Below are 22,489 nucleotides of genomic sequence, written 5' to 3' on the forward strand. Positions count from 1 at the left end.
GCGGGCGACGAGAGGATTTGCGCGAAGTGGCGACCGCCGGCCGCGTGGCGTGTCCGGGCCATCCGATCACGGCCAGGGGACGGCGTCAGCGCAGGACGACCAGTGGCTGGTCGCGTGCGGTGTGCAGCCGCCACATTTCCCGGGCCACCGCGTCCGGTTCATGCCGGGCGCCGCGCCCGATGGGGCCAACGACCGTGAGCTGCGCGGCGTGTACGCCCTCGACGGCAAGCGCGTCGTGGAGCATGCGCACGTAGGCCGACTCGGCCGCGTAGGCGATTCCCGAGACCGCGCGGTCCCGGTGTGGTTCGACGGCGGCGCCGCCGGTGGTGAACAGCAGGGTTCCGTGTCCCCGGCGGCGCATGTCCGGCACGACCGCGCGAACGGCCGCGGCGGCGGCGACGACGCTGAGCGCCAGTGCGCTCTCGACGTCCGACGGTCCGGTGTCGAGTACTGGCTTGATCCACCCGAGACTCGGCCGCGGGCTGAACAGCACCGCCTCGATCGGCCCGAGCCGCGCGCGTAGTGCGCCGAGTGCCGCCGCGAGCGCCTGCGCGTCGGTGGCGTCCGCGGTTTCGGTTGCTGTCGTCAGGCCCTCCGAGGCCAGGTCAGCCGCCATCGAATCCAGGCGTTCGGCGCTGCGAGCGATCAGCCCGACAGGATGCCCTTCACGCCCGAACCGGCGGGCCGCCGCCGCGCCCAGCCCGGGACCGGCGCCGACCACGACGAACGCACTCCGGCTGCTCACACGTCCTCCAGGTCCGCGCTCTTGGTCAGTGCCTCGTTGGCGTCGATCTCGCCTCGCATCCGATCCAAGCGGGCGCGTGCTCCGGCGAGCGCGTCGGAACCGAGCAGCAGCCGAAGCGGCGGTGCGTCGGCATCCACGATGGCCGCGATCGCCGCGGCGGCCCGAGCCGGGTCACCCGGCTGGCGGCCGGACACGGCCAGCGTGGCGTCACGGCGCTTGCCCGCGGTCCGCTCGTAGTCCTCCAAGCGAGTCGGAGACTGCCGCATCGACGCCCCCGCCCACTGAGTGCGCAAGCCACCCGGCTCGACGATCGTCACCGCGATGCCCAGCGGCGCGAGTTCCGCGGCCAGCGACTCCGACAGGCCCTCCAGCGCGAACTTCGTGGCGTGGTAGTAGCCGGTCGCGGCGAAGGCGGCCAGACCACCGAAGGATGAGATATTGACGATGCGCCCCGAGCGGCGGGCACGCATGCCGGGCAGCACCGCCTTGAGGACCGTCACCACGCCGTGCACGTTGGTGTCATACAGGGCACGGACCGCGCTCTCCTCGCCCTCTTCGATGGCGGCCAAGTAGCCGTATCCGGCGTTGTTGACCAGGACGTCGATGCGCCCGAAGGCCGCCTCGCACGCTTGGACCGCCGCGGTCACCGATGCGGGGTCGGTGACATCCAGCTCCAGAGCCAGCGCACGGTCGCCGTATTCGGCGGCGAGGCCGGTCACGGTTGCGCGGTTGCGGGCGGTGACGGCTACCCGGTCACCCCGCTCAAGGGCGTGCTCGGCCAGGGCGCGGCCCAGTCCGCTGGAGCATCCGGTGATCAGCCAGACCGGCGATTCATTCATTTCGTTCGACATGCCTCCATGGCAACAGCAAGCCGGCGAAGGTGCCACGCCCCTTTGAGGGGGGCTCCCGCAGGGCCACCTTCGTGTGGGGCGCGGTCGCGGTCGGGGCTGTGAGCAGCGGTAAAGTGGCGCTGGATGCCACGTGACGACAACCAGCTCGGTTCCTTCCTGCGCAGTCGCCGGGAGAAGATCGACGCTGCCTCCGCCGGTGTCGTCGACAACACGCGGCGGCGGGTGAAGGGGCTCAGGCGCGAGGAGTTGGCGCTGCTCGCCGGACTCAGCCCCTCCTACTACGCCAGGATCGAGCAGGGACGCGACCGGCGTCCCTCCCGCGAGATCCTGGAGGCCCTGGCTCGCGTGCTGCGTCTGGACGACACCGAGCGGGCCTACTTGTGGTCCCTCGCGATGCCGTCGCCGGCCCCGGCCGACAACGACGGCATTCCTGCCCACACTGTGCGGCCGGGGGTGCTGCACCTGCTGGAGCGGTGGGGCGACCTGCCCGCGTTCGTCGTCGGTCCCCGTCGCGACGTGCTGGCCGGTACCGCGCCGGCCGCCCGGGTCAATCCGGCCTGGAGCCCCGGGCACAACCTGGTCGAGTTCACCTTCCTCGACCCGCGTGCGCGATCGGTCTATCCCGACTGGGACGAGATCACCCTGCAAACCGTCGCGGGCCTGCGCGCCACCGCGGCCACGCGCCGCACGGAGCTCGACGATTTCGTGGCGAGCATGCGCGAGCGCAGTGAAACCTTTCGTGCGCTGTGGGACTCCCACGACGTGTACGAGCGCGTGATGGGCGAAAAGCGGATACGTGTCGACGGCGTCGGCATCCTCCGCCTCAGCTTCGAAACCTTCGCGCTCGCCGGCCCCGAAGGCCACGTGCTGTATGTGTACTTCCCCCAACCTGGCAGCGCGGACGGCGAAGCACTACGCGACCTCGCGTGAGAAGACCGGCCGGCAACGACGGGAGTGCGCCCCGATGACCACAACGCGCCCGACTCCGGTGCGCGAGCGAGCACACCCGCCGTTCCCCCTGCCGGCGCTGGTGGCGATGGCGTGCACCGGATTCACTGTGATCACGACCGAGACGCTGCCGGCGGGGCTGCTCCCGCAGCTCGCTGCCGGACTCGGAGTCTCAGAAGGCGGGGCCGCCTTCTCCGGACTGCTGTGGGGCATGCTCGCCGGATACGCCCGGTGCATCGTGGCCCCCGAGTACGCCGGGCGTGCCTTCGCCGTCGCCATGACCGGAACCCCGGTCGCGCTCTCCGCCGGAACACCTCTCGGCGCCTGGCTGGCCTCGGCAGTCGGCTGCGGGGCGCGCAGCTTTTCCCGCGCGGTGGCCGATCACCGCACTGAACCCTTGCCGTGATCTTGACCTTGTAGTTACTGGAGGGGCGAACCTGGTGTCATGTTGTCCATCAGCGATTTCAGCGAAATGTGCCACCTGTCGCCGCAGACGCTGCGGTTCTACCACTCCGAGGGACTGCTCGTCCCAGCCGACGTCAACCAGCAGACCGGCTACCGCTCGTACACCTTCGACCAAGTCGAACAGGCGATGCTCATCACCGTGCTGCGCGGCACGGGGATGAGTGTCAAGCACGTCCGGCGTGCTCTCCACGAGCCGGACACGGCAGCTGCCCTCTTGCAGGGGCACACCGAGGAGGTCCGCCATCAGCGGCAGGTCCAGGACGAGGCGATACGTGACGCACGGGAACTCTTCACGGCGTGGCCGGAGGTGCGCCTGCGCCACGTACCCGAGATGACCGTGGCGTCGAAGCGGGTGGCCGGCCCCTCGGCTGCGCACGACCAGTACGAATGGGCCCAGGCCGACGCCGCCTTCATCGCCACCGTCCAGGAGGTGGTCAAGAGCGTGGGGTCGTGCGGAGCCGTCGTATCGGGAACCCCTTGGCGAGCTCCGGCGATCGAGACCCTGGAACAGAAGAAGCAGAACCTCACCGCTGAGGGGCCGCACTGGCTGGTGAAGATCCCCGTCACGGCGGACGAGGAAGAGGCCGCTGCCCTGCCCGACGGCATCGAGATGCAGACCTTTGAGGCCCGGGACGAACTGTCGATCTTCATCCCGGGCAAGAGCTCGATGGCCAAGTACGGCACCGCGCTCTCGCGGCTGCTCACACACCCCCTCGACGCCGCCTACGCCGACCTCTCGCGCATCCGCCAACTACTGCACGACGACGGCGTCGAAACCGCCGTGGCCATCTCGGGCGGCGACGGCTGATCGCCGACCGACCTCGGCCCGCCTCGTCTTACAGCCCCCGCGTCAGCCGAGGTCAGGACGGCGGTGACGGATGGGGCTGATCGTCTCCAAAGCCGCGCCCAAGCGCAGAACGGTCGCCTCGTCGTACCAGCGCGAGACGAGCTGAACACCGATCGGCAGACCGTCGGTGGTGGTCCCGAACGGCAACGACAGGGCGGGCAGGCCGGTGAGATTGAACGGAACGGTCGCGCGCATGATGCCGCGCGCCGGAACGGTCACGTCCCCGACGCGGAACGTCGACTGGGCATGCGGTGGGGCGGGGACGGGGCACACCGGGCACAGCAGCACGTCGTAGCGCTCGAAGTATGCGGCGAACAGCGAGCTGAGCGCGTCGACCTGCTGCTGTGCGGTGATGTAGTCGGCGGGTGTCACCTCCGGGGCGCTGATCGTCCGCCGGATGACGGGGTGTACTTCGGACGCGCGGTCGGCAACCACCTGCCGGAAGTACGGCGCCACCTCGGCGGTGTACAGCACCGCGCTCACCTCGGTCGCGTCGATCGCCTCCAGCCCGGCCGGCGGGGCGGGGTCGACCGCACAGCCCAGCTCCCGCAACGCGTCGGCGGCGGCCGTGACGGTGGCCATCACCTCGTGGTCCACCGGGCCGAACGCGGGCTCGCCCGCCCAGCCCACCCGCAACCCGGCCAGGGCCCGCGGCCCCTCCGCGTGTGGCGGCGAGTGCCATACGTGACCGTCGACACCGTCGGGCCCGGCGAGAATCCGAAACGCGGTGGCGATGTCCCGCACACTGCGCGCCATCGGCCCGACGTGCCAGTAACGGCTGGGAACCTGGGGCCAGTGCCCCGTGATCGGTACCCGGCCCCTGGTCGCCTTGAGGGCGAGAATGCCGGTGTCGTGGGCCGGGCCGCGCACGGAGATGGCCACGTCGCTGCCCAGTCCCAGCGGCGACATCCCGGCGGCGATGGCGGCCGACTCACCGCCACTGGAGCCCCCCGGAGTCCGCTCGCCGTTCCACGGATTGCGGGACCTGCCGACGATCAGGTTGTCGGTCTCGGTCCAGTAGGAGAACTCGGGCAGGTTCGTCTTGGCCAGAGGAATGCCACCGGCCGCCCGTAGCCGGGCCACCGCGGTGGCGTCCGCCACCGGGACATGGTCCCGGAACAGTGCCGAGCCGCGCGTGGTCACCGCTTCCGCCACGTCCAGCGAGTCCTTGACGGTGAACGGCACACCGTGCAACGGACCTACCGCGTCGTCGGCCGCCATAGCCTCGTCCGCGGCGCGTGCCGCGGCGAGCCCCTGCTCGCCGAGCACCGTCACCACGGCGTTGACCTGTGGATTGACCGCCTCCAGGCGATCCAGGAAGGCCCGCACCACCTCCACCGCCGATACCTGCCGGGTGGCAATCAGCTCCGCCAACGCGGTCGCGTCCAGATAACAGATGTCGCTTTCGGACATCTCCATGCCCCTTCCACCAGCCGCCAAGATCAAGGTACCCGCAGGATGGCCGGTCGCGGCCGTTTTGGCACCGGTCGGGGAGTCAGCTCTCCCGGCGGGCGACTCGGGCTTTCAGGTCCTCCGCGAAACCATCCCTGGCGGGTCCGAAAGAGAACAGGTCCGTCGCCTCGCGCAGAGGTTCGGGGTCGTCCGGGCGCTGCGGATGGGACAGTCGATACGCGAGATTCCGAGCCCAGACGGGCATGGCGTCCGCACAGCACATCCAGCTGGTGACAGAGCTCCTCCGACAGTTGGGTAAGCGGCGCCGAGAGCTGCCGCTCTGTCGAAGCCAGACTCCAAGGAGCGACAGCCCCTTCCTCACAGAAGCCATCCGTTGACCGCTGGGCAGCTTGATCAGTCGGACACGGTTCCTGCTGGGGTGATCTCTTTGTGGTCAGGGCATGACGGCGGGGCTACTGCCTTCACGAGGCCGAGGCCGAGGTCGCCGTCGATCGTCTGTCGACTACATCCGGAATCCTGCGGGGCCGCGTACTGCGTCCGCGGCGAGTTCCGTGATGCGGGTGGCGGGGACGGGGATGCCGGTGCAGCGGCAGTGCGGTGCGGTCGTCGGCTCCGGCGGGGCGGAACATCTCCAGCACCTGCTTGGGCCGTAGTTGTGCAGGGCCTTCACCATTCGGCTGTCCGCGAGGTGACGCTGCACCAGTTCACTGGAGGTCAGCTCGTTGCTGTCGAGTTCCGGAATCGAGAAGCCGGGATACAGCGCGTAGTTCATCGGGTCGATCACGGTCTTGCCGGAAAGCTCCGCTCGCGGCAGACGCTCATGCGATGCCAGCGGCACGGCGGCGAGGCCCAGATCACCGGCGCTCGCCGCTTCGGCCGGGGTGGCCGCGCGGGCCCGGTCGCCGAGTTCTGCGACCAGATCGGCCAGCGTCCCGGGACCGTGGGAGTTGCACAGGACGACGTACAGACCGGGTTCGGTCGCGCGGCGGGCCACCGCGCGGCCGAGCATGCCGGTGCCGGTGACCGTCTGCCCGTCGATGTCGGTCCCCTTCGGCTCGAAGAGTGCCGAGGTGGGGGCGCCGGTGGTGTAGTAGGTGTCGTTGGTCTTCACGACACGGCCGGAGCCGTCGTAGTACGTGTCCGCGATGAGACGACCGTCCTTGGCACCTTCCGTCTGCACCTGGCGCGGGCGGAGCAGGCCGTCGTACAGCGTGTACTCGGTGCCGTACGTGGTGCCGCCGTTCTCGATCTTTTCGGTGCGGATGTAGTTGGGGGCGGTGGTGCGGATGCCGTAGGTGTACTTGATCGAGGGGGAGAAGCCGGAGGCCTTGAGGCGGTCCGGGAGCCACACCGAGGTCAGGCGGCCCAGGCCGTCGTAGGAGAGGTCGGTGCGTTTGCCGTTGACGTCGACCTGGGCGGTCGGGCGGAGAGCGTGAAGCTGTCCTCCTCGGCCAGGAGACCGGGCGCGCGGGTGGCGTAAGCGTCGGTGCCGTTGAGGGCCAGGTGTCCGTCGCCCCACAGCGGTTCGGCGGGAGGAACGCAGTCCGGATCTGTCTCCGGATCGCAGGAGTCATCCGGCTGGAAGACCGCCGCGCCGCCGCCGAGCGTCAGACCAGTGCCACCCGCCGTCTCCGGCGCAAGGCCGTCGGTGGCGCTGTCAACCTGCCAGTAGGCGAGTTGGCTGGCGGAGACACCGCCGAGTTCCGCTCCCTCGGCCTCCGGTACTACGCGGTCGTGGACCTTGACATCGGCGACTCTGCCCTTGAAATGGCCGGTGTAGCCATCCAGTGAGAGCTTGCGGCCGATCTGGAGACCGCCCGTGGCGTTGCAGGTGGTGCGGCGCTTCTCGACGTCCTTCTCGATCAGGTCACCGTTGACGAACAGGCTGAGGGTGCCGAGCTCGCCGTTGTACACCCCGATGAGGTGGGTCCAGCTGCCCGGAACGCTGGTTGCGCCGGACACCTTCCACGTGTCCATCGTTTCCAGGTCGCTGACGGGTGTGCGGAAGGTCCAGGACCGGGTGTCCACGTCGTATCCCAGGTCGAATCCGGGTTCGGCGGTGCCGTCCTGGCTGACGACGGTGACGTCGTCGGTGGGGCGCTCGGGCAGGTTCACCCAGGCGCTCACCTCCGGCTCGTGTCCACCGCGGGCTTTCCGGCGTCGAGGTAGGCGTTGTCCGAACCGTCGAGGCTGGCCGCGGTGTCCGCGGGGCCGAGCGGGCCCTCGGCACCGAAGGCCACGCCGGAGCCTGGAACCGCCTCCGGCGCCCCGCTCATGCCGGCCGCGGACGCCGATCCCTTGGCGTCGCCAAGGGTCCAGCCCGCTGCCGGGGCCCGCCCGGCACGTCCTCGTACGGGGCGCTCACCACCAGGTCGGTACACGGACCAGGCCGGCTCGTTCCGCACCGTTCACCGTGGCCAGGGGGTCGGCGATGACCGTGTCGGCCGTGCCGTCCCCGTTGAAATCCGCACTGGTTCCGCCGGTGCAGTCGGTGGCCACCGCCACTGACTGCACCGGCGAACCCAACCCTCCCACTGCTGCGATCACCGCGGCGGCAACCGCCGTCAGCCCGACCGTCCTCATGCCATGGCGCACGTAGCCCCCACCCAAGCCACCCGTCGCGTTCTCTGGAGAGCCCGGCCGGCCGGGTGCAGCGCGAGGCTGCGGCGTCCGAGGCGCGGCAGGGCCAAACGGCGGCAAACCTACTGTGAGTAGTGGCGCATATGTCAACACCATGCTCACTTTAGCCAGGGGAAACATCGTCAAAGCAGATTAAAGCCTGCATCTCCTTCTTCTCGCCTGATATCGGTCAAGTCGGACCAGCGTGCTGTGAGTAGTTGACGAAGCCTCAGCAAATCCTCCATAGTTTCTTTCCTTCGTACTCGCAGGCTGTTCGTCTTTTCGTTGCGCCGACGACCCGGGGACGTGTCTCGAAACGGGACGAGTTGGGTCGCTTCGGCGCCACAGGCCTGCGCATGGCAGGAAACGAGGACGGAAACCTGTGAATCGCCTTTGGGCATGCCTTGCGGTCTGCGCTGTCCTGATCGCGAGCCTTCTGACGTGGGGCAGCCAGGAGAGCGTGGCTGTCGGGCGCAGTGAGTCAAGCTACTCCTACGGGGCGCACGCTCGGCAGAAAATCGACGCCTACTGGAACGCCTCACGCACCCCGCAACCCGGCGTCGTCATCCTGCACGGCGGCTACTGGTACGAGGACTCCGGATGGGCGACCTGGTCCCGGTTCTTCGCGGATAAGGGATACGCCGTGTTTTCAGTCGACTATCGGCTGAATTTCGACGCGGCATGGCCCGCCCAGCGCGACGATGCCATTTCAGCCCTTGACTGGATCAAGTCGAATGCGTCGAAATTCGACCTCGATCCCGACCGCGTCGTGGTCCTCGGTTCTTCCGCGGGCGGACAGATCGCCACCGCGCTCGCCACCTACGGCTCGGGCGCCGAACGGGTCAACGGAGTCGTGGCGCTTTCCCCCGTCGCGTCGCCCTACCGTGCTTGGAACGACGGCAACCACGACGACAGCATGGCCAAGGAACGCAAGGTTCGTGACAACGCGACGATTCTGGCCCGCTGCTTCCCCGACTCCGCGGACACCGATATGTCCCTGCACGCGAGCTGCTGGGACACCTGGAAGGACATGGTCGTCAGGAACCGCGCGTCCGGTGCCAACGACGCCCCCATGTACCTGATCCACTCCGAGGGAGACTTCATCCCCGTCCAGCACTCCCTCGACCTCGAAGAGGCTGAGGAGGCCGCCCACGACATGCCGACGGATGGCGTCACTGTGGAGAACGTGGCGAACAGCAGTGCTCATGGGGGCGCCCTCCTCGACATCGACGGCATGCCGCAAAAGATCCTCACCTGGATCGCGGCTCACAACTGAAAGAGGACCGCACATGCCGTCACGCATCCAGGCGCTGCGGGAACGCATGCTGCCCGCGCGATTACGTGAAGAACGCGCGGAGCAACGCAGAGTGGCCGAAGCCGAAGCGGAGCGACGAAGCCGCCGGGAGCGCATCGAGGCGCGTCGCCGGGCCCTTGTCGAGTCCGACGCCGAGTTGCGGGCGGTGATCGTTGAGGGGCGGACGTACTACGGCCGGCGCGTGAAGCACTTCCGTGCCGACGAGGCATCGGCCCGCAACCTCGCCCTGATCGGCGATGCTCTCGAACACTCCGCCATCCCGTACTTCCTGGTCCCCGGCCGCTCCCCCACCCGCCACGTCATCGGCATGCGCCTCACCGACCGCAAGCGTCTGCTGGAGACGCTGCGCGAGCTCTACGGCTCCACCGCGCTGTACGCCATGGAACCGGGCAGCGACCCGATGCCGGCCGCCGCCGTCCTGTACGCGGACGGCGCGCTGCCCACCTCGCTCAAACGCCAGGACACCATACGATTCGGTGAGATCCTGGTCGGCCCCGCGGGGCAGATACTCGCGGACCTCTCCTACGGGTGCGACGTCGAATTCTGGCGCGACGGAGAGAAGTTGCCCGACGACGGCGAGCGGGGCGCCGAACGTATCGCCGCTCTGCGGAGCCAGACACCCGCAGCCGTGCTCGCCGCCGGCGCCCTGGTCGCGCCTCGCCCCAACGCCGTCACCGACGCCCTGCCGGCGGAGGCGCGCATCCCGGCTTCCCGCACCATCGGTGGCCGCGCCTACCCCACCTACGCGGATCTCTTCCAGCCCCGTATCGACACCGTCGACTTCCCCATCGACGTCGTCTACACCTGGGTCAACGGCGCGGACCCCGAACTCGGAGCCAGACGTGAGGCACACCGAGGCGAAAGCGCCGGGGCGTCGGGCATCCATCCCCGCGAGACCGGTGTCTCCCGCTACACCAGCCACGACGAGCTGAAGTATTCCCTGCGCTCCCTGGAGATGTACGCCCCGTTCATACGGAACATCCACATCGTCACCGACGGCCAGACCCCCGCCTGGCTGAACACCGACGCTCCCGGCATCCAGGTCGTGGATCACAAAGACATCTTCTCCGACCCCGCCGTGCTGCCGGTCTTCAACTCCCACGCCATCGAGACGCAGCTGCACCACATATCCGGTCTGTCGGAGCACTACCTCTACCTCAACGACGATGTCTTCCTCGGCCGCCCTGTGACCGCCGGGCACTTCTTCCACGGCAACGGCATCGCCAAGCTCCCCTTCTCACCCTTCCAGCTCGGCCTGGGAGCACCACACCCCGACGACCCCGCGCCGAACTCCGCGGGCAAGAACGTCCGCGCACTGCTGCGGAACACCCATGCCCGGTTCACCGTCAACAAGTTCATGCACACCCCACACCCCCAGCGGCGCACGGTCATGCGGGAGCTGGAGGAACGCTTCGCCGAGGACATCGCCCGCACCAGCCGCTCACGCTTCCGCTCGGTCACCGACATCGCGATGGCCACATCCCTGCACCACCACTACGCCTACCTCACCGGCCGGGCCGTGCCCGCCAAGTACAAGCTGCGCTACATCGACGTGGCCCGGCCGAACATCACCGACGCTCTCGCCGGACTCACCTCACGCAGCCACGACTTCTTCTGCCTGAACGATGTCAACACACCGGAGACCGAACAGGAGCGCGTCACCGCCGAACTCCACACGTTCCTGGAGAACTACTTCCCCTTCCCCAGCCGCTACGAGCGCTGACGAGAGGGCCCTGTCCAGCAATGGGCCTTTATCGCCGGCCCGGTGTCCAGGACGAGCAGCTGCCGTCCGACACCCGCAGGCCCTTGTCGGCGCCGGCTGTCCGGCTCACGATGTCCGGCACGCAGCCTGCCGTGTCGAGGCTGTAGGAGTAGGGGATGCTGACCGTGGTGTTGGACTGCGGGTCGGGGCCGGCCGGGTGGTTCTCGCTGCCGGGCCGGGACCAGGTCACGTTGTCGAAGACGTTGCCGCCGACCTGCCAGTAACCGGCCACGTCGGTGTAGAAGGTGCCCAGGACGTCCTTGGAGTCCTCGAAGTAGTTGTTGTCCACCTTGGCGCGGGCTCCGGCGCGGGAGTTGATGCCGGATTCGTTGAGGCTCAGGTAGTGGTTGTTGTACATGTGGGCGATTCCGCCGCGCAGCAGGGGCACGCGGGAGTCGATGTTCTCGTACCGGTTGTGGTGGTACGTGATGAAGCCGTTCGAGCGGTCGCTCTCGCTGTTGCCGACGAGACCGCCGCGGCCGGAGTTGCGCAGGATGCTGTAGGAGAGGGTCACGTACTGGGTGTTGTCCTTGATGTCGAAGAGGCCGTCGTACCCCTGCGCCTCCCCGCCGGAGGCTTCCAGGGTGGTGTGGTCGACCCAGACGTTGTGGACGTTGCGCTCCATGCCGATGGCGTCACCGCCGTTGGACGTGGGGGAGCCCGACTTCTTGACGTTCCGGACGGTCACGTTCTGGACGATGATGTTGCCGGCCTCGCGGAGGTGGATGCCCACCTGGTCGAAGACGGCGCCGGTGCCGACTCCGATGATCGTGACGTTGCTGACCTTCTTGAGCTCGATCACTCCGTCGGCGGTGTCGCAGCTGGTGCCGGAGACCTTCTTGGTGTTGGCGTGGTTGATGGTCCCCTGGACTTCGATGGTGATCGGCGTGCTGCTGCTGGCGCGGTTGCACAGGGCCGTGTGGATCGCCGTTCCCGTGGTGGCCCGGACCGTCTGCCCGCCCGCTCCGCCGGTTGTTCCGCCGTTCTGGGTGGCGTAGCCGGTGGCGCCGCCGGCCGCCGCCGATGCCCCGGGCACCGGCAGAAGCGCACCGGCCGCGGCTGCGAGGGCCATCGTGGCGAGCGTCGCACGGAGTCGCACTGCGCGTGGCCTCTTCATCTCGCGCCCGCTCACGGTGTCACCACCTTGCCGCCGAAGGTCACCACGAGGTGGCCGTCCCCGGCGAAGGACCAGCCCAGGGCACCGGCGTAGGAGGAGCAGCGCGATCCGTTCGAGCCGAGCCAGAACTGGTTCGAGCTGTCGGCGTCACCGGCGACCTTGTCGTTCGAGCCGCTGCCGCTGCGGCACGAGGCGTTGTTGCGGAACACCGAACTTCCCTTGTCGAAGGAGAAGTTGCGCTGGACGTTGTCGATGCCGACGTTGTCGGAGACGGCCATCGTGCCGGTGTTGCTGTTGTAGGTGAAACCGTGGTGGCCGTTCTTGTAGGCGACGTTGTGCCGGACCGTGTGATTGACCTTGATGTCCGAGCCACCGAGCTTGTAACCGTTGCGGTCACCGTTGTTGTTCTGGGTGCCGTCGCTGAGGGTGCCGTTGCCGTAGGCGAGGGAGTACTCGATGGTCACCGGTCCGATGGCGCCGGTGTCGGTCTTGGTGTAGAGGTCCCAGCCGTCGTCGATGTTGTTGTGGGCCACGTCGTAGCGGAAGACGTTCCCGGTGCCGGTGGTGAGCTTCGCGGCGAAGCCGTCGGCGTTCTCACCGCCGGAGTCCTTGTTGTCGTGTGACTCCGAGCTCACGATGAGGTTGTTGGACGGCCACTGGGACGCGGGGGTGCTGCTGGCGATCCGGCCGAGTTGCAGCCCGGTGTCGCGGTTGTACGCCGTCACCGTGCGCTCGACGACGTTGTTGCTGCCGCCGACGTAGATGCCGTTGTCCCCGGCGTGCTGGACGGTGAGGCCGTACAGGCGCCAGTAGTCGGCGTTCAGCTGGAGGCCCCGGTTGGACGAACTCTCGCTCTGCGCCGAGAAGTCCAGCACCGGCTTCTCGCCCGGGTAGGCGGACAGGGTGGTGCGGGCGCCGGAGGTTCCGTTGTTGCCGACGGGGATCGTGACGGTGGAGGAGTACGCGTACGTCCCGCCGCGCAGGTAGATCGTCCCGCCGGACGAGATGCGGCTGATCGCCGAGGTGAGCGTGGTCGGGGCGGACTGCGTTCCGGACGCGCCGTCCTTGCCGTCCGGCGCGACGTAGAGGACGGCGCTCGCCGCCCGTGCGGCGCTCGCGGTCGCGGTCGCGGGCGTGGTGCCGGACAGCGTGATGAGCGCGCCTGCCAGCAGGCCGACCGATGCTGTTGCGGCTCTCGAGTGCATCGCCTGTCTCCAGATTCTTCGGTTGTGGAGGTGGGAGGTGGCCGTGGTCCGTGTCCCGCCGGGCGGGGCGGTGGGCCTTCCGGCCGGGCGGTGCTGTTCGGATTACTGAACTGATCAGGCTGACGCAGCCCGGGGTAAGCGCTTTCTGAGACCCTAAGAACGTGTCGTGTCTGCGTCAACAGGTCGGTCATCTGAAATCCGTTCAGAAAGCGGAATCATGGCTCGGCGGTAGGAGGTGCGTCTACTGAGCGGTCTGTGCCGTGGCGGCCCGCGCCAGGATGCCTCGGGCCCGTTCGAGCACCGGCCTGTCGACCATGTGGCCGTCCACGGTGGTGACGGATTCTCCGGCGTCCAGGACCGCCCGTGCCCAGCGGAGTTCGCTCGCGGAGGGGCCGAAGCCGTCGGCGACGGGGCCGATCTGTGCCGGGTGGACGCAGAGCTTTCCCGCGAAGCCCAGCCGGCGGGCGTGGGCCGTGTCGGTGGCGAGCGCCTGTGGGTCTCGTAGGGCGGTGGTGACGCCGTCCACGGGCGGATGGATGCCCGCTGCCGCCGAGGCGAGGACGAGCCGGGAGCGGGCGTGGGTCAGGGCGAGGGTGTCGTCGTGTGCGATGCCGAGCTGCGCGGCGAGGTCCACGTTGCCGAACGCGGCGCGTACGACGCCGGGCACGGAACACACCTCAAAGGCCCGTTCGACGCCGAGGGCCGTCTCGATGAGCGCGATCACGGGGCAGCGTCCGGCGGTACGGGCGGCGATGCCCGCGAGGACGGCGGGGTCCTCGGCCTTCGGCACCAGCACCGGGCAGCCGCGGTCGGCGGCCAGGCGCAGGTCCGCCTCGAACCACGGGGTGCCGGGCGCGTTGACGCGTACGACGGTCCGGTCGCCGATGCCGGGCCAGTCGGCGGCGGCCTGCCGGGCCCGCTCCTTGTCGTCGGCGGCGACGGCGTCCTCCAGGTCGACGATGACGAGGTCGGCGCCGGAGCGGGCGGCCTTGTCGAAGCGGTCCGGGCGGTGCCCCGGCACGAAGAGCAGTGTCCGGGCGGCCGCCACGCCGTCGTCGACGTGTGCCGTCATGCGAAGGTCACCTCGGCGGTGGCGTGCTGTGCGTCGCGGTGGGTGGCGGTCCGCAGGTGGGCGCCGGTGCCGGAGGGGGTGCCCTGGGCGAGGAGGTGTTCGCCCGCGAACGCCGGCCGTCGCAGCCGGAAGGACAGTGCGCCCACCCGGCGCCCGGGAGCGTTGCGGCGCACCAGGTCGAGCATGAGCAGGGCGAGCAGGGGGCCGTGGACGACGAGGCCCGGGTAGCCCTCCGTATCGCGGCAGTACGGGGCGTCGTAGTGGATGCGGTGGGCGTTGGCGGTGAGGGCGCTGAGGCGGAACAGCAGGGTCGGGTCGGGCTGGAGGCGCAGGTGCCAGGGGTCCTCGGGGTGGGGGGCGGAGCGGTCGTCGATGGTGGGTGGGTGCGGTCCGCCGCCGCTGTGGCCGGAGCGGTAGACGATGTCCTGTTCCTCCACCATGCGGACCCGGTCCGACTGGCGGAACTCATGGCGCTCGGTGACGAAGAGCAGCGCGCCGGTGCGACCGTGTTTCGGTGTCACCGCGGCCAGGCTGCTGACCCGCTCGGCCGGTTCGCCCAGGCACAGCGGCTCGGTGATCTCGCAGCGTCCGCCCGCGAACATGCGCCGGCGGTCGGGGATGGGCGGCAGGAAGCGGGCGTCGCGCAGATGGCCGTCGGGGCCCAGCTCGTGCTGGGCGGGCCAGTGCAGGAAGTGGAACCACTGCCACAGCGGAGGGAGCGGGTCACCGGCCCGCGCGGCGGGTTCGGGCAGGTCCAGGAGGGCGGACACGGCGGCGGCCGGGCCCGGGTCCATGGGGTCGTGAGCGGTGACCGGCTCGGGGTGCCACGTTTCGACGTAGGAGCTGAGGGGCGTGGTGGCGGGCTGCATGGTGGGGTGACCTCGTGGTTCAGGTGCGGGGTGCGGTCTTCGGTGGCGCGGCCCGGGTGGCCCTTCAGCGCAGGACGAAAGGGTTGCCGGTGGGCGCGCCGGTGTTGATCCAGACGCTCTTGTCCTCCAGGTAGGCGGTGATGGCGCCGATGCCGTTCTCACGGCCGATGCCGGAGTCCTTGACGCCGCCGAAGGGGGCCAGGTAGCTCACCGCGCGGTAGGTGTTGACCCAGAGGGTGCCGGAGTGGACGCGTTCGGCCATGCGGAAGGCGCGGCCGATGTCGCGTGTCCACACGCCCGCGCCCAGGCCGTAGCGGCTGTCGTTGGCCAGGGCGACGGCCTCCTCCTCGTCGTGGAAGGGGATGACCGCCAGGACGGGGCCGAAGACCTCCTCCTGGGCGATGCGCATGCTGTTGCGCACGCCTGTGAAGACGGTCGGCTCCACGAACCAGCCGTCGCCGCACTCCGGCCGGGCGGCGGCTTTGCCGCCCAGGGCGAGTTCGGCGCCCTCCTCCCGGGCGATACGGATGTAGTCGAGCACCTTGGCGTACTGGGCCGGGGTGGTGATCGGGCCTACCTGGGTGTCCTCGTCCATGGGATCGCCCATGCGGGCGGTGCCCGCCAGCGACAGGAGCCGGTCGACCACCTCGTCGTGCACGCTGTCCTGGACCAGGAGCCGGGAGCCGGCGATACAGGTCTGCCCGGTGGCGGCGAAGATGCCGGACACGGCGCCGTTGGCGGCCGCTTCCAGGTCCGCGTCGGCGAAGACGATGTTGGGCGACTTGCCGCCGAGTTCGAGGCTGACGTGCTTGAAGTCGCGGGCGGCGGCCTGGTTGATGCGGCGGCCGGTGGCGTCGGAGCCCGTGAAGCTGACCTTGCGGACCAGCGGGTGTTCCACGAGGGCGGCGCCGGCGTCCTGTCCGAAGCCGGTGACGACGTTGAACACGCCGGGCGGCAGACCGGTCTCGTGGAAGAGGCGGGCTAGCTCCAGGGTGGAGGCGGAGGTGAACTCCGACGGCTTGACCACGACCGTGCACCCGGCGGCCAGCGCCGGTGCGACCTTCCAGGCCAGGAGCAGCAGCGGGGAGTTCCAGGGAGTGATGACGGCGACGACACCGACGGGCTCCTTCCGCGTGTAGGCGAAGTAGCCCTTCTTGTCGAGCGGGGGAACGGTCCCCTCGATCTTGTCGGCGAGACCGCCGTAGTAGTGGAACCACTGGGCCAGGTAGCTCACCTGCCCGTACATCTCGGTGAAGAGCTTGCCGTTGTCCCGGACCTCGGTCTCGGCCAGGGCCCGGGCATGGGCGGTGACCGCGTCGCCGAGGCGGTGGAGCAGGGCGCCTCGGGCACTGGCCGTCAAGTCGGCCCACGGGCCGGTACGCAGGGCGCGGTGGGCGGCTCGCACCGCGGTGTCGACGTCCTGCGGTCCGCCCTCGGCGATCTCGGCCCACGGAGTGCCCAGGTAGGGGTTGTCGGTGGGGAACCAGTTCTCCGTGGCGGGCGGATGGCTCGCCCCGTCGATGAACATGTCGTAGCGCAGCATGGGGACTCCCGGTTCGGCGGCCGTCGCGCTGGGCGGCTCAGAAGGTGTTCAGGCCGAGCGCGGCACGGAAGGAGTTCTTGTTGGCGGCGCCGTCGCGCGGCGGAAGGGCGCGCGGCGGTTCGTCGGTGGTGATGAGCACCTGGGCGTACGTCGTCGCCGCGCGCGCCCGGATGCGGGCGGCGAGGTCGTCGGCCTGGGCGGGGTCGGTGATCCGCAGGGCCTCGCGGATGCCGAAGCCGCGGGCGACGGCGACGAGATCGGTGCCGAGCCCGGTGTGGCTGGGCTGCATGCCGGTCTCGCCGAAGTGGGCGTTGTCCAGCACCACCACCGTGAGGTTGGGTGGCAGTTGGGCGCCGATGGTGGCCAGTGTGCCGATGCCCATGAGGTGTTCGCCGTCCCCGGTGACGGCGAGGACCGGACGGTCCGGCTGGGCGAGGGCGACTCCCAGGGCGAGCGGCGCGGCGGCGCCCATCGCGCCCCACAGGTAGAAGGTGCCCGGCCGGTCGCCGGCCGCGAAGACGTCGTAGCTGGGCGCGCCGAGGCCGGTGACGACGAGGGCGTCCTCGGGAAGGCGGGCGACCAGGTCGGCGATGAAGCGCCGCCGGTCGAGGCGGGGTTCCGGCGCGGTGTGCGATGCGGTGGCGGTCATCGGTTACGCTCCCACTTCTTGCGGCCGATCAGCTTCTGCCCGAGGAGCACGGCGACGCGTTCACCGGCCCCGAAGGCCGACTCCAGGGCGGCCTCGACGGTCTCTCCGACGTCTTCGGGGACGTCGGCGCGCAGGACGGTGATGCCCATGAGCTCCAGTGCCCGTTGGGTGTTCCGTCCCATGGGGTTCTGCCAGGGGTTGAACTCGGCGTACTCCCCGCGCATCGTCACCAGCGTGAGGAAGGGGAACTGGCCCATCTGGAGCAGCGAGAACATGTTGACGCAGTTGCCGACGCCGCTGCTCTGCATCAGCAGCACGGCGCGCTGCCCGCCGAGCCACGCGCCGCTGACGACGGCGACGCCCTCCTCCTCGGTGGTGAGCACGACGTCGCGGATGGCGGGATCCCGCCGGGCCTCCTGGATGGCGTACGAGTGACCGGTGTCCGGGACGTAGGCGATCTGCTGGATGCCGTGTTTCTTCAGGGCTGTGAACACGTCCTCCTGCCAGGAGGGTGGTGCGGCTGCTCCGGACCGGCGGGGCTGGCTCATCCGTGCAACTCCCTCTCATCGGGGCTGAGGTGCCCCACATCATGGGCGCTGATGGAGCCGGAAGAACAATAGAATTGCGTGATGTCAGCATGACGCCACCGCATGGCCGACGCCGGCCCGCCCCGCCTCGGGCCGGATGGAGGCGCGCTTCGCTGTGCGCCGGCCCCGGCGCCTCGGTCCTCAGCCCAGGAACTCGCGGACCAGGGCGCCGGCCTGGTCCCGGCACTCCTCGAAGTAGGCGTGCCGGGCTCCGGGGAAGAGGTGGGTCCGGGCGTCGGGGATGCGGGCCGCGAGCAGCGGGACGTTCTCGGGTGGGGTGAGCCGGTCCTGGTCGCCGTGGAGGATGAGCGTGGGGGCGGCGATGGAGGGGAGCGCGTCCCAGGCGTCGTGCCCGTTGCTGGCGGTCAGGTGGCCGCGTCGGGCATGCGCGGGCATGTGGGGGTCGCCGAGGGTGCGGTACGGGCCGGGGTGCCCGGCGAGCCATGCGGGGCTGTACATCAGGTCGAGCAGGGCCTGCCGCGCGGCGTCCGGGTCGGGCTGGGCCAGCGCCCGCCGCACCGAGGCGTCCCGTTCGACGGCTCGGGGCCCGCCGGGCGAGGTGCACCCCAGGACGAGGCGCCGGACGCGCTCCGGGTGGCGGGCCGCGACCCACTGGGCGATCCGGCCGCCCATGGAGGTGCCGTACACATCGGCTCGCTCGATGCCCAGGGCGTCGAGGACGGCCACCACGTCCTCCGCGAAACGCGGGGTGGAGTAGCCCGATCGCGGTGTGCCGCTCGCGCCGGTGCCGCGGCAGTCCAGCGTGATCGTGCTGTGGGTGTCGTGGAAGTCCTCGCGTATGCCGTCCCACCAGTGGTGGTTGTTCGCCTGCCCTGCCAGCAGGACGAGCGGTCGGCCGGAGCCGCGGCGCTGGTACGCCACCGCGACCCCGTCGTCGGTATGGGCGAAGGCATCGAATCGTTCAGCGGTGTGCGTCACAGGAGTCCTCGCGGAGGGAGCGGGATGGTATCCGGTTCGTCCGTCGTGTGCGGCTGGGCGGACGGCCATCGGCCCCGGGGCACGGCCGCGTCGATCCGGCGGACCAGCTCCTGGGCGACGACCTCGACGGCCGGCGGTACGCGTCCGTAGCGCGGGGTCGCCAGGACGATCGACCGCCACACGTCGGGCTCGCACACGGGAGCCGCGCTGAGGGTGCCGTTGGCGATGTCGTCGGCGATGCCGAGACCGGGCAGCACGGTCCAGCCGTGTCCGGCCAGGACGAGCTGCTTCTGCACACGCATGGAATTGGTCTGCACCCTGACGTCCATCGCGATCCCGGACCGCGTCGCCGCGGCGTCGATCAGGGCACGCAGGGCGTGGCCGGAGGCGGGCATCACCAGGGGGTGCGCCGCCATCTCCGCGAAGGCCACCGGGTGGTCGGCGCGCAGCCGGGCCGCCGGTGGGGCCACCGCCCACAGCCGCTCGCGCACCAGGGGGCGGGCGTTGAGGGACGGGGTGCTGTCCAGGTTGTACAGCAACGACAGGTCCAGGTCGCCGTCGTCGAGCCACTGCTGGAGATGGCCGGAGTAGCCGGTCATCAGACGCAGCTCCACACCCGGATGGGCTTCTCCGAGAGCCGACACCAGCGGTTCGGCGAGCAGGTCGCTGGTGCTCTCCAGCAGGCCGAGGGTGACGATGCCGGTCACCTCCCCGGGCCTGGGCTGCACCTCGGCGCGCGCCCGCTCCAGTTCGTTCAGGGCCCGGCGCGCCCGGTCCACCATGATCTCGCCCGCCTCGGTGGGCCGCATGCCCTGCCTCGTGCGCTGGAAGAGGGGGACACCCAGCTCCTCCTCCAGGGTGCGGATCTGCCGGGTGACGGCGGGCTGCACCAAGTGCAGCAGCTCCGCGGCGCGGGTCACGCTGCCCACCTCGGCGACCGTGATGAGCGCCTTGAGCTGCTTGACGTCCATCAGGGCCCTTCCGCGCCATCCACTGTCCGCATGGCGGCATCACCAATCGCTATTTCACTTAGCCGTTCATGAGTGCTCATGATGGTACTCCAGGCCGGGTCACTCACGTCTGACGGAGGTCAGCTCATGGCCGGACACACGGAGCCCGCTGACGGCCTGCCCTTGTCGGGTATCACCGTCGTGAGCGTCGAGCAGGCGGTGGCGGCTCCCTTCGCCACCCGCCAGCTCGCCGATCTCGGAGCGCGGGTGATCAAGGTGGAGCGTCCGGACGGCGGCGACTTCGCCCGCCGGTACGACACCACGGTGCACGGCGAGTCCAGCTACTTCGTGTGGCTCAACCGCTCGAAGGAGTCGGTGACGCTGGACCTGAAGTCGGAGCGGGGGCGCGGGGTGCTGGAGGCCCTCCTGGCGCGGGCGGACGTGTTCGTGCAGAACCTGGCCCCCGGCGCCGCCGCCCGCCTGGGTCTGGACGCCGAAGCGCTGGCCGAGCGGTTCCCCTCGCTCATCCCGTGCTCGATCTCCGGCTACGGCACGAGCGGGCCGTGGGCGGACCGCAAGGCGTACGACCTGCTGGTGCAGTGCCAGACCGGCCTCGTCTCGCTGACCGGCAGCGCCGAGGAGGCGGCCCGGGTGGGGGTGTCGATCGCCGACATCGCCGCCGGCGTGTACGCCTACAGCGGCGTCCTCACCGCCCTGTTCACCAGGGCGACCCGGGGCCGCGTCCGGGCCGTCGAGGTCTCGCTGTTCGAGGCGCTGGCCGAGTGGATGGGCCAGCCCGCCTACTACACGGCGTACGGCGGTACGCAGCCGCCCAGGGCCGGGACCCGGCACGCCACCATCGCCCCCTACGGGACCTACACCGCGGCCGACGGCAAGGACGTGCTGCTGTCCGTGCAAAACGAACGCGAATGGGCCGCCCTGTGCGAGCACTTCCTCGCAACCCCCGGCCTGGTCGACGACCCGCGCTTCGCCACCGGGGCCGGCCGGGTGAGCCACCGGGGCGAGCTGGACGCGATCCTCGCCGAGCGGGTCGCGGCGTCGGACAGCGGTGAGGTGATGGGGCTGCTCGACGCCATCGGCATCGCCAACGCACCGGTCAACGACGTCGGGCAGTTCCTGGAGCATCCCGTGCTGACCGGCCGGAACCGCTGGCGGCAGGTGCGGATCCCCGGGGGAGAGGCCGTGTCGGCGTTGCTGCCACCGGTGGACCTGGCCGGTGTCACCCCGAGCATGGGTCCCGTCCCCGCCCTCGGCGAGCACACCGAACACATCCTGACCGAGCTCGGCTACGACGCGGACCTGATGGACGCCCGCGGGCCGACGACGCTGTCTGATCCATCGGTGCCCGACCAGAGACCGCAGCAAGGAGAAGCCCTTTCATGAGCACTCTCGACATCCTGTCCGAGGACGAGCGGTTCGTCGTCCGCACGGTGCACGACTTCGTCGACAGGGACGTCAAGCCGGTCGTGCGGGAGCTGGAACACACCAACACCTACCCCGAGGCCCTGATCGAGCGGATGAAGGAGCTCGGGATCTTCGGCCTCGCCATCCCGGAGGAGTACGGCGGCACACCGGTGTCCACCCCGTGCTACGTCCTCGTCGCCGAGGAACTGGCCCGCGGCTGGATGAGCCTGGCCGGGGCCATGGGCGGGCACACCGTGGTCGCCAAGCTGCTGCTGCACTTCGGCACGGAGGACCAGAAGCGGCGGTACCTGCCGAAGATGGCCACCGGCGAGGTGAGGGCCACCATGGCCCTGACCGAGCCGAGCGGCGGCTCCGACCTGCAGGCCATGCGCACCGTCGCCCGCCGGGACGACGAGGGGTACGTGGTCAACGGTGCGAAGACCTGGATCACCAACTCCCGCCGCTCGCAGCTGATCGCCCTGCTGTGCAAGACGGACCCCCAGGCGTCCCCCGCGCACAAGGGCATCTCCATCCTGCTGGTCGAGCACGGGCCGGGGCTCACCGTCTCCCGCGATCTGCCCAAGCTGGGCTACAAGGGCGTGGAGAGCTGCGAGCTGTCCTTCGAGGACCACCGCGCGCCGGTGGACGCGCTGCTCGGCGGCGTTGAGGGCGAGGGGTTCGCCCAGATGATGAAGGGCCTGGAGACCGGCCGTCTCCAGGTCGCGGCCCGCGCGCTCGGTGTCGGCCGGGCCGCGCTGGAGGACGCCCTCGCCTACGCGCGGGAACGCGAGTCGTTCGGCAAGCCGATCTGGAAGCACCAGTCCATCGGCAACCACCTCGCCGACATGGCCACCTCCCTCACGGCGGCCCGGCAGCTCACCCTCTATGCCGCCCGCGAGGCGGACGCGGGCCGGCGCGTGGACATGGAGGCCGGCATGGCCAAGCTGTTCGCCTCCGAGACGGCCATGGAGATCGCCCTCAACGCGGTCCGCATCCACGGCGGTTACGGCTACTCGACCGAGTTCGACGTGGAGCGCTACTTCCGCGACGCGCCACTGATGATCGTCGGTGAGGGCACCAACGAGATCCAGCGGAACGTGATCGCGAGCCAGTTGGTCAAGCGGGGAGGACTCGACGCGTGAACACCGTGGTGTGTTCGCTGGGCGCG

21 protein-coding genes and 3 pseudogenes are annotated in these 22,489 nt (G+C 70.0%); 7 read left to right on the forward strand and 17 right to left on the reverse strand.

Annotation, left to right across the window (positions count from 1 at the left end; translation table 11 throughout):
* Positions 1–85: 85 nt before the first annotated feature.
* A complete protein-coding gene (locus tag ABZ562_RS00680; RefSeq protein WP_361471935.1) occupies positions 86–745 on the reverse strand; it encodes an SDR family NAD(P)-dependent oxidoreductase in 660 nt (219 codons plus the stop codon).
* The gene (locus ABZ562_RS00685) at positions 742–1,596 is read right to left on the reverse strand and encodes an oxidoreductase (RefSeq protein ID WP_361471938.1); all 855 of its coding nucleotides are present in this window, start codon (positions 1,594–1,596) and stop codon (positions 742–744) included. The genes ABZ562_RS00680 and ABZ562_RS00685 overlap by 4 nt, the downstream gene beginning before the upstream one ends.
* Positions 1,597–1,719: 123 nt before the next feature.
* Here ABZ562_RS00685 and ABZ562_RS00690 point away from each other — a divergent pair, with 123 nt between their 5' ends.
* From ABZ562_RS00690 to ABZ562_RS00700, 3 genes are read left to right on the forward strand one after another with little or no spacing between them, the layout of a single operon-like run.
* Complete coding sequence (locus ABZ562_RS00690; protein ID WP_361471941.1) at positions 1,720–2,526, forward strand: helix-turn-helix transcriptional regulator; 807 nt, start codon at positions 1,720–1,722, stop codon at positions 2,524–2,526.
* Positions 2,527–2,560: 34 nt separating this feature from the next.
* Entirely contained in the window at positions 2,561–2,950 is a 390-nt protein-coding gene (locus ABZ562_RS00695) for a hypothetical protein (protein ID WP_361471943.1), read from the forward strand.
* Between the two features lie 39 nt (positions 2,951–2,989).
* On the forward strand, positions 2,990–3,817 hold the full coding sequence (locus tag ABZ562_RS00700) for a MerR family transcriptional regulator (protein WP_361471945.1): 828 nt from the start codon (positions 2,990–2,992) through the stop codon (positions 3,815–3,817).
* A 42-nt stretch (positions 3,818–3,859) separates the two neighbouring features.
* On the opposite strand, the gene ABZ562_RS00705 is transcribed toward ABZ562_RS00700, so the two are convergent.
* The 6 genes and pseudogenes from ABZ562_RS00705 to ABZ562_RS00730 form a co-directional block, all read right to left on the reverse strand.
* Entirely contained in the window at positions 3,860–5,275 is a 1,416-nt protein-coding gene (locus ABZ562_RS00705; protein WP_361471948.1) for an amidase, read from the reverse strand.
* 496 nt (positions 5,276–5,771) lie between these two features.
* Positions 5,772–6,620 carry an NAD(P)-binding domain-containing protein gene (locus ABZ562_RS00710; protein WP_361472522.1) on the reverse strand — a complete coding sequence of 283 codons (849 nt, stop codon included), beginning with the start codon at positions 6,618–6,620 and terminating at the stop codon, positions 5,772–5,774.
* A 33-nt stretch (positions 6,621–6,653) separates the two neighbouring features.
* Positions 6,654–6,788, reverse strand: a pseudogene (locus ABZ562_RS00715) (hypothetical protein); the annotation flags it as partial.
* A gap of 251 nt (positions 6,789–7,039) precedes the next feature.
* Positions 7,040–7,396 (reverse strand): annotated as a pseudogene (locus tag ABZ562_RS00720) (LamG-like jellyroll fold domain-containing protein); the annotation flags it as partial.
* Positions 7,393–7,545: a hypothetical protein gene (locus ABZ562_RS00725; RefSeq protein WP_361471950.1), complete on the reverse strand. Its 153-nt coding sequence runs from the start codon at positions 7,543–7,545 to the stop codon at positions 7,393–7,395. The gene ABZ562_RS00725 and the pseudogene ABZ562_RS00720, both read right to left, overlap by 4 nt.
* A gap of 85 nt (positions 7,546–7,630) precedes the next feature.
* A complete protein-coding gene (locus ABZ562_RS00730) occupies positions 7,631–7,864 on the reverse strand; it encodes a hypothetical protein (RefSeq protein ID WP_361471952.1) in 234 nt (77 codons plus the stop codon).
* 484 nt (positions 7,865–8,348) lie between these two features.
* Between ABZ562_RS00730 and ABZ562_RS00735 the strand changes: the two genes are divergently transcribed.
* Positions 8,349–9,164, forward strand: coding sequence for an alpha/beta hydrolase (locus ABZ562_RS00735; RefSeq protein ID WP_361471955.1), 816 nt, complete (start codon positions 8,349–8,351; stop codon positions 9,162–9,164).
* A 13-nt stretch (positions 9,165–9,177) separates the two neighbouring features.
* Complete coding sequence (locus tag ABZ562_RS00740) at positions 9,178–10,926, forward strand: stealth family protein (RefSeq protein WP_361471958.1); 1,749 nt, start codon at positions 9,178–9,180, stop codon at positions 10,924–10,926.
* Positions 10,927–10,978: 52 nt separating this feature from the next.
* Here the strand turns inward: ABZ562_RS00740 and ABZ562_RS00745 are convergent.
* The 9 genes and pseudogenes from ABZ562_RS00745 to ABZ562_RS00785 all read right to left on the reverse strand — a co-directional run.
* A pseudogene (locus ABZ562_RS00745) lies at positions 10,979–12,082 on the reverse strand (pectate lyase); the annotation flags it as partial.
* Positions 12,083–12,093: 11 nt separating this feature from the next.
* The gene (locus ABZ562_RS00750; protein WP_361471961.1) at positions 12,094–13,287 is read right to left on the reverse strand and encodes a right-handed parallel beta-helix repeat-containing protein; all 1,194 of its coding nucleotides are present in this window, start codon (positions 13,285–13,287) and stop codon (positions 12,094–12,096) included.
* 241 nt (positions 13,288–13,528) lie between these two features.
* Positions 13,529–14,359, reverse strand: a complete 831-nt coding sequence (locus ABZ562_RS00755) for a CoA ester lyase (protein WP_361471963.1) — start codon at positions 14,357–14,359, stop codon at positions 13,529–13,531.
* On the reverse strand, positions 14,356–15,228 hold the full coding sequence (locus ABZ562_RS00760; protein ID WP_361471965.1) for a hypothetical protein: 873 nt from the start codon (positions 15,226–15,228) through the stop codon (positions 14,356–14,358). The genes ABZ562_RS00755 and ABZ562_RS00760 overlap by 4 nt, the downstream gene beginning before the upstream one ends.
* Before the next feature lie 64 nt (positions 15,229–15,292).
* Positions 15,293–16,771, reverse strand: a complete 1,479-nt coding sequence (locus ABZ562_RS00765) for an aldehyde dehydrogenase (RefSeq protein ID WP_361471967.1) — start codon at positions 16,769–16,771, stop codon at positions 15,293–15,295.
* A gap of 37 nt (positions 16,772–16,808) precedes the next feature.
* Positions 16,809–17,420 (reverse strand): thiamine pyrophosphate-dependent enzyme, encoded by a 612-nt coding sequence (locus tag ABZ562_RS00770; protein WP_361471970.1) that lies wholly within the window; start codon positions 17,418–17,420, stop codon positions 16,809–16,811.
* A complete protein-coding gene (locus ABZ562_RS00775) occupies positions 17,417–17,968 on the reverse strand; it encodes a phosphonopyruvate decarboxylase (RefSeq protein WP_361471972.1) in 552 nt (183 codons plus the stop codon). The genes ABZ562_RS00770 and ABZ562_RS00775 overlap by 4 nt, the downstream gene beginning before the upstream one ends.
* A gap of 180 nt (positions 17,969–18,148) precedes the next feature.
* The gene (locus ABZ562_RS00780) at positions 18,149–18,946 is read right to left on the reverse strand and encodes an alpha/beta fold hydrolase (RefSeq protein WP_361471974.1); all 798 of its coding nucleotides are present in this window, start codon (positions 18,944–18,946) and stop codon (positions 18,149–18,151) included.
* Positions 18,943–19,917: a LysR family transcriptional regulator gene (locus tag ABZ562_RS00785; RefSeq protein WP_361471977.1), complete on the reverse strand. Its 975-nt coding sequence runs from the start codon at positions 19,915–19,917 to the stop codon at positions 18,943–18,945. Before ABZ562_RS00785 ends, ABZ562_RS00780 begins: the two co-directional genes overlap by 4 nt.
* A gap of 126 nt (positions 19,918–20,043) precedes the next feature.
* Between ABZ562_RS00785 and ABZ562_RS00790 the strand changes: the two genes are divergently transcribed.
* Together ABZ562_RS00790 and ABZ562_RS00795 are read left to right on the forward strand one after the other, a co-directional pair.
* Positions 20,044–21,300, forward strand: a complete 1,257-nt coding sequence (locus ABZ562_RS00790; RefSeq protein WP_361471979.1) for a CaiB/BaiF CoA-transferase family protein — start codon at positions 20,044–20,046, stop codon at positions 21,298–21,300.
* A complete protein-coding gene (locus ABZ562_RS00795) occupies positions 21,297–22,463 on the forward strand; it encodes an acyl-CoA dehydrogenase family protein (protein WP_361471981.1) in 1,167 nt (388 codons plus the stop codon). The genes ABZ562_RS00790 and ABZ562_RS00795 overlap by 4 nt, the downstream gene beginning before the upstream one ends.
* The last annotated feature ends 26 nt before the right edge of the window (positions 22,464–22,489 follow it).

This window comes from Streptomyces sp. NPDC019937, assembly GCF_040631655.1.
Lineage (GTDB): Bacteria > Actinomycetota > Actinomycetes > Streptomycetales > Streptomycetaceae > Streptomyces.